This window comes from Pseudoxanthomonas sp. LjRoot204_2, from assembly GCF_056175765.1.
Genome location: NZ_JBGFFG010000217.1, coordinates 1 through 5,776 on the forward strand (window position 1 = coordinate 1; position 5,776 = coordinate 5,776).

The window sequence follows — 5,776 nt, forward strand, 5'->3', positions numbered from 1 at the left end:
GGACGGTCACGCTCCCGGACGGCTCCACGGCGACGCTGAGCAGCGACAGCCGGCTGGACGTGCGCATCAGCCGGGGCGAGCGCCACCTGGCGCTGGCGCGCGGCGAAGCGTTCTTCGACGTGGCCCACGACACCCGGCGTCCGTTCGTGGTGGACACGGACGGGCGCCGCGTCGCCGCCGTCGGCACCCGCTTCTCCGTGCGCCGCGATCCGGACGAGATCCGCGTGGTGGTCACCGAGGGCAAGGTGCGCCTGGAAAGCCGCGCCGGCCCCGACGGCCGCGCGCAGCCGGTGTCGCTGCTGCCCGCCGGCAGCGTGGCGACGGCCGGCCGCAATGGCGTGCTGGTGCGGTCGCTGCCGCTGGCCGACGCCGAACGCTACCTGGAATGGCGCGACGGCTTCCTGACCTTCGACGACACCTCGCTGGCGGAGGCTGCCGCCGAATTCAACCGGTTCAACACGCGCAAGCTGGAGCTGGGCGACGCCACCGTCGCCGACCTGCGCGTGGGCGGCAATTTCCGCTGGTCCAACGCCGAAGGGTTCGCGCACCTGCTGGAACAGGGGTTCCCGGTACGCGCGGAGCGGCATGCGGACCGCATCGTGCTGCATACGCGGTAGGTCGCCCGCGCCACGACGAAGGTCATGGGGGGATTTGCGCGGTTCGTTCGTCCTGATAGCCAATAGGTGCCATACCGAGCACCCCGGGGAGAGAGTCGATGCGGTATCCGATGCGCGTCCTGTTGTTGAGTACGGCCTGTAGCGTGGCGCTCGCTGCGCAGGCCCAGGCGGCCCCGGGCCGCATCGACCTGCCTGCGGGCGAACTGACGACGGCGCTCAACACGCTGGCCAAGCAGTCGGGCACGCAGCTGGTCTATCGCGCCGACCAGCTGAAGGGACGGCGCACCCGCGGGGTGCAGGGCGCCGCCACCACCGACCAGGCCCTCGACCGCCTGCTGCAGGGCAGCGGTTTCCAGGCCAGGCGCGACGCGTCCGGCGCCGTGCTCATCGTGCAGGCGGACGCCWCGCCGCGGCGCGCACCGGCGCCGCGTCCCGCCCCCCAGGAGGCGCCTCCCGGGGGCGGTGCCGCCCAGGCCGAAGAACCCGTGACCCAGCTGGAAACGCTGCAGGTCACCGGCTCGCGCATCCCGCGCGCGCAGATCGAAGGCCCGGCACCGATCACGGTGGTGACCGCCGAACAGATCCAGGCGGCCGGCTTCACCTCCGTGCCCGACGTGCTGCGCTCGCTCAGCCAGAACAGCGGCAGCGTGCAGGGACAGCAGAACACCACCAGCGCCCAGTCGACGCCGGGTGCACAGGCGGTCGACCTGCGCGGGCTGGGACCCAACCACACGCTGGTGCTGATCAACGGCCGCCGCACGGCGGACTTCCCGCTGCCGCTCAACGGCCGCAGCAACTTCACCGACATCGGCAACATTCCGCTCGGCATGATCGACCGCATCGAAGTGCTGACCGGCAGCGCATCGGCGGTCTACGGCTCCGACGCCATGGCCGGCGTCATCAACTTCATCCTCAAGAAGTCCACCGACGGCACCATCCTCGACTACCGCTACGGCAACACCGAGCGCGGCGGCGGCGAATCGCACCGGCTGACCGTGACGTCCGGCTTCGAACGCGATGCCTTCAGCGGCATCGTCGGCCTGGAGTTGCTCGACAAGCGCCCGCTGTGGGGCTACGAGCGCAAGAACCAGGATTCGACCCTCGACGCGCCGACCACCCGCCGCCAGCTGCCGCGCCTGACCGCCCAGCGCTACGACTGGGACGACGACGTCAACATCGCCCCCGACGACGATTGCGCGGCGATGGCGGGCCTGAACGACGGCACCACCGTGCTGGCGGAAGACCGCTTCGGCGAACCTTACTGCGGCAGCGAGCGCGCCATCGCGTATCGCACGATCCAGAACGAGCGCAAGGGCTTCACCGCGTACGGTTCGTTCGAATACCGCTTCTCGGACAGCCTGTCCTGGTTCGCCGATGTCCAGCTCGGCCGCCAGGAAGTGCGGCTGCTGACCGGCACCAACGGCAACGACGTGGTCAGCGATGTCATGGGCTGGGAGTTCCACGACCCCAACTCCACCGACAACAACGACAAGATCTTCTACAACGCGGCGACCGGCCACTACGAAATCTGGTCGCGCCAGTTCACGCCCGAGGAAATCGGCGGCCTGCGCAACCGCATGAACGTCACCACCCAGAAGACGTTCGCGGTGACCACGGGCCTGCAGGGCGCGTTCGGCGACAACTGGAACTGGGAAGCCGCCTACAACCACTCCCAGTACAAGGCCGACGTGGGCATGCCCCGCATCCGGGCCGCGGCCGCCAACCGCCTGTTCCTGGGCGAACAGCAGGGCTATGACGCCGATGGCTATGCGATCTTCAGTCCGGATCCGGACCGCCTGTTCACGCCGCTGACGCAGGCCGAGTTMGCATCGATCGCCGCGATGTCCACGTTCCGCCCCAAGGCCGACAACGACAACCTCAGCTTCACCGTCGATACGCCGGCGCTGTTCACCATGCCGGCCGGCGATGTCGGCTTCGCGGGCGCGATCGAGTACGGCCAGCAGTCGTACGAGATCAACCCCGATCCGCTCGCCCTGACCGCCGACGCCTACTACGGCCCGCGCTATGGCGACGGCAGCGGCGACCGCGACCGCTGGAGCGTGGCCGGCGAGTTCCGCCTGCCGCTGCTGTCCTCGCTGCAGGCCAGCCTGGCCGGCCGCTACGACCGCTACGAGTACGGCGACAAGAACCCGGGCAAGTTCACCTACAGCGCGGGCCTGGAATGGCGCCCCGTCGACACGCTGCTGGTGCGCGGCTCCTACGGCACCGGCTTCCGTGCGCCCGACATGCACTACCTGTTCGCCGGCGACGACTACTACCGCACCTTGTCGACCGACTACTACCAGTGCCGCACCGATGAACCCACCTTCAGCGATGCCGACTGCTACGACGACGGCACGTGGGACATCAACACGTTCGACGTGTACACCGGCAACATGGACCTGGACGTCGAGACCAGCAAGTCGTTCTCGGCGGGCATCGTGTGGTCGCCCTTCGCCAACTTCGACCTGGCGCTGGACTACTACAAGATCCGCGTGGAGAACCAGGTGCAGAGCCAGAGCCGCGAGCAGCTGCGCATCGACGAGGCCAACTGTCGCCTCGGCACCAACGAGAACGGCGACCCCGTCGACATCAACTCGCCGACCTGCGTGGATGCCATCGCCCGCGTCATCCGCGATGCGGACGGCAACATCACCAGCGTCCGCTTCGCACCGATCAACATCGCCAACGAGGAAACCACGGGCGTCGACCTGACCGCCAACTACCGGCTGCAGACCGCCAGCGCCGGTGACTTCCGCTTCACCGGCACCTATACGTGGACGGACACGCACACGCGCCAGCAGTATCCCGGCGATCCCGAAGAGGACATGCTGGACCTCAGCTTCAGTGCCACCACCCTGCCTCGCCACAAGGGCAACCTGGGTGCCAGCTGGGATCGGGACAACCTGGGCGTGAGCCTGTTCGGCAACTACCTGGGGCGGGTGGCGAACTACAACAACGATGCGTGGACCGGTTCCACCTGGCGTTTCAACGCGGGCGCGCGCTACGACATCACCGACCACCTGCGCCTGTCGCTGAGCATCAACAACCTGATGGACAAGATGCCGCCGAAGGATGCGACCTGGGCGAACTATCCGTACTACGACACCTCGTGGTTCGATTCCATGGGCCGCAGCTACTACCTGCAGGTCACGTGGAAACTGGGTGGCGAAGCGCTGTAAGCCTGTTCCGCCGCATCAGCGAAAAGGCCCACCGCAAGGTGGGCCTTTTACTTGCAGGTGGAAATCCCTGACGACGCAGCCGACGTGGCACCTCACCCCGTCATCCCAGCGCACGCGGGGACGACGTTGCTTCATCATCCCGGCGGCATTCAACCGGCGAAGGCTGGTCAGGCCTGGACCTGGCGTCTTGCGTGCGACACGCCGGCGATCAGGCCCATCACCGCGCGCCTCATACCGTCCCGCGATTCTTGCCCTGCCACGGCTGGTACCACGCGCGGATCGCGGCCATGTCGGTCTCCATGTCGCCCGTGGGGTAGTAGACGTCGCCGATGCCGACCACCTTGTCGGGGTAGTGGAAGTAGGCCATCAGGATCGGCACCTGCGCCTGCTGCGCGATCTTCAGGAACCCGCCCTTCCACTTGTCCACGCGCTTGCGCGTGCCTTCGGGCGTAAGCGCGAACCACATCCGGTCGGACTGGCGGATCATCCGCACCGCCTGTTCGACGGTGCCCTGCGGCGAGCTGCGATCCACCGGTACCACGCCCAGCTTGCGCAACAGCGGCGACAGCGGCCACCAGAACAGCTGCGCCTTGCCCAGCACGCGCACCTGGAAGCCCATGGCGATCTTCGCCGCCATGCCCCAGATGCCGTCCCAGTTGGACGAATGCGGGGCGACGATCATCACCAGCTTGGGGATGTCCGGCAGCGTGCCCACGATCTTCCAGCCGAACATCCGCAGGAACGTACGCCCCATCCAGCGGGTGAACCGGTTGGGCGGTACCTGCGGCATGTTGGGCGGGATGCGCGGAACGATGTCGTGGCTCAAACGGTTACTCCCATTGGTTCTTCTGCGAACGGCCGCGCTTGACCTGGCTGCGCTCGCGCTTGGCATCCAGCCGCCGCGCCTTCGCCGCACGCGACGGCTTGGTGGCGACGCGCGTCTTCGGCACCACCAGCGCGGCGGCGATGATCGCCGCCAGGCGCTCGCGCGCGTCCTGGCGGTTGCGGTCCTGCGTGCGGAAGCGCTGCGCATCGATCACCAGCACGCCCTCGTCGGTCAGGCGGCGGTCGCGCCTGGCCAGCAGGCGCTCCCGCAGCACATCCGGCAGCGATGGCGACCCCGCCACGTCGAAGCGCAGCTCCACCGCCGTGGCGACCTTGTTGACGTTCTGTCCGCCGGCACCGCTCGCCCGCACGAAACGTTCGACCAGTTCGTCGTCCGGAATCGCCAGTGTCGGCGTGATCTCGAGTGCGGTGCTCCCCATGCGGCGGATTGTAGTCAGGATGGGCGACGGTTCGTAGCGTGCTGCCGCGGGATTGCCGCCCGTTAACGGCAGTTTTACCCGTCGACAGGCACCCTGTGGCCCCGTTCCACGCCACCGCATCGCATGATCGCTGCCTCGCTGACCGCGGCCCGCCGTCTTTCCCTGCTGCTTCTCGCCACCGTGGCCCTGGCCTGCGCAAGTACGGCCTTTGCGGCCGAGCCCTCCGATGCCGACATCGATCGCCTGCTGAAGGCCTCGCGTGCCGAAAGCCTGCTCGCGGGCGTGGTGCCCCAGATGGAGGCGGTGCAGCAGCAGGAGTTCGACAAGCATTTCGCCGGCCAGGCGATGACGGAAGAGCAGAAGGCCGAGGTCGCGCGCATCCAGGCCAAGACCCGGGAGATYGTGCGAAAGGCGCTGTCGTGGGAAGAAATGCGGCCGGTCTACCTGGACGTCTACAAGAAGACCTACACGCGCGAGGACGTACGCGCCATCACCAAGTTCTACGAGAGCGCCGCCGGCAAGCGCATGCTCGACAAGAATCCGGCCCTGATGCAGAACATCCTGACCGCCGTGCAGCAGAAGATGGTGCCGATGCTGGAAGAGCTTCAGGGCGAGATCAAGAACATCCCGGTCACCCCGCCCCCGCCCGTCTCACCGCCGCAGAAGCGTCGCCGTACGCGCTGACGCCGGACCCAAGATCCTCGGCTGTGGG

5 protein-coding genes are annotated in these 5,776 nt (G+C 67.9%); 3 read left to right on the plus strand and 2 right to left on the minus strand.

The annotated features are described in order from the left end of the window. Nucleotides 1–617: FecR family protein (locus AC04L7_RS11255; RefSeq protein WP_475513023.1), on the plus strand; the 617-nt coding region annotated here is incomplete at its 5' end. A 98-nt stretch (nt 618–715) separates the two neighbouring features. After that, the gene (locus tag AC04L7_RS11260) at nt 716–3,799 is read left to right on the plus strand and encodes a TonB-dependent receptor (RefSeq protein WP_475513024.1); all 3,084 of its coding nucleotides are present in this window, start codon (nt 716–718) and stop codon (nt 3,797–3,799) included. A gap of 229 nt (nt 3,800–4,028) precedes the next feature. On the opposite strand, the gene AC04L7_RS11265 is transcribed toward AC04L7_RS11260, so the two are convergent. Then, the gene (locus tag AC04L7_RS11265) at nt 4,029–4,589 is read right to left on the minus strand and encodes a lysophospholipid acyltransferase family protein (RefSeq protein WP_296278996.1); all 561 of its coding nucleotides are present in this window, start codon (nt 4,587–4,589) and stop codon (nt 4,029–4,031) included. Nucleotides 4,590–4,629: 40 nt separating this feature from the next. Next, on the minus strand, nt 4,630–5,064 hold the full coding sequence (arfB, locus tag AC04L7_RS11270) for an alternative ribosome rescue aminoacyl-tRNA hydrolase ArfB (protein ID WP_296278931.1): 435 nt from the start codon (nt 5,062–5,064) through the stop codon (nt 4,630–4,632). A gap of 123 nt (nt 5,065–5,187) precedes the next feature. Here arfB and AC04L7_RS11275 point away from each other — a divergent pair, with 123 nt between their 5' ends. Further along, nucleotides 5,188–5,748, plus strand: coding sequence for a DUF2059 domain-containing protein (locus tag AC04L7_RS11275; protein ID WP_299345606.1), 561 nt, complete (start codon nt 5,188–5,190; stop codon nt 5,746–5,748). The last annotated feature ends 28 nt before the right edge of the window (nt 5,749–5,776 follow it).